General features: G+C 55.1%; 1 protein-coding gene. It reads left to right on the top strand.

Annotated elements, in window-relative coordinates:
* Window positions 1-64 precede the first annotated feature (64 nt).
* Window positions 65-1,227 (top strand): IS3 family transposase gene (locus ACZ92H_RS29365; protein WP_465051964.1). Its coding sequence is split into 2 segments (ribosomal slippage): window positions 65-320 and window positions 320-1,227, totalling 1,164 coding nucleotides; the frame shifts between segments, so codons are not numbered across the junction.
* Window positions 1,228-1,235 lie beyond the last annotated feature (8 nt).

Below are 1,235 nucleotides of genomic sequence, written 5' to 3'. Positions count from 1 at the left end.
TGTAGTGGTTTAATGTACCTGGACACCAATTTAGGCGAGAATGCTCGCCATGGAGAGGTGTTTGATGAGCAAGCAAAGACGTACGTTTTCCCCTGAGTTCAAACAGCAGGCAGCATGCTTGGTGCTGGATCAAGGATACAGCCACATGGAGGCAAGCCGGTCGGTCGGCATAGGCGAATCAGTGCTGCGCCGCTGGGTGCAGCAGCTTCAGTTAGAGCGGCAAGGCATCACGCCACAGAGTAAGGCAATGACGCCTGATCAGCAGCGAATACAGGAACTCGAAGCACGCATTGAGCGTCTCGAGCGGGAGAAGTCCATTTTAAAAAAGGCTACCGCGCTCTTGATGTCGGAAGGGATAGAACGTACGAGGTAATCGATCAGATTTGTGGTGACGAATCAATCGAGTTGATCTGCGCGGTGTTCGATGTAGCGCGGTCATGCCTGTATGCGCATCGGGAGCGCGCCCGGCACATTGATGTTGAGCGCATGGCATTGCGTAGCCGCGTGCACGAGCTGTTCGTCGAGAGTCGCAGTTCGGCGGGAAGCCGCAGCATTATGGGCATGATGCGCGAGGAAGGCACGGCAATTGGCCGCTTCAAAGTCAGTCGTTTGATGGAAGAGTTGGGGCTGGTCTGCAAACAACCTGGCAGCCATGCCTATAAGCAGGCTACGGTGGAACGGGTCGATATTCCGAACCACCTCAATCGTGAATTCACAGTGGCGGCGCCAAATCAGGTCTGGTGCGGGGACATCACCTATGTCTGGGCGCAAGGCCGATGGTATTACCTGGCTGTGGTATTGGACTTATTTGCTCGCCGAGCGGTGGGCTGGGCATTCTCGCTACGCCCCGATGCCGACCTTGTTGTGCAAGCGCTGGAAATGGCTTACGAGCAGCGAGGTCGACCGCAGGGGCTGCTGTTTCATTCGGATCAAGGTAGCCAGTACTCCAGTCGAAAATTCCGTCAGCGCTTGTGGCGCTATCGGATACGACAGAGCATGAGCCGTCGGGGAAATTGTTGGGATAACTCTCCGATGGAACGGCTGTTCCGCAGCTTCAAAACTGAATGGCTGCCGTCAACTGGTTACATGACGGCACAGGAAGCACAACGGGATATTAGCCACTACCTGATGCACCGGTATAACTGGATACGGCCACATCAGTTCAATGAGGGATTGGCTCCGGCCGTCACCGAAGAAAAACTTAACGTAGTGTCCGGGATGGGTTGACCACTACA

It is taken from the genome of Janthinobacterium foliorum (assembly GCF_978021625.1).
The sequence above is the reverse complement of the archived record's forward strand: the minus strand, read 5'-3'. Positions and strand labels throughout refer to the sequence as shown.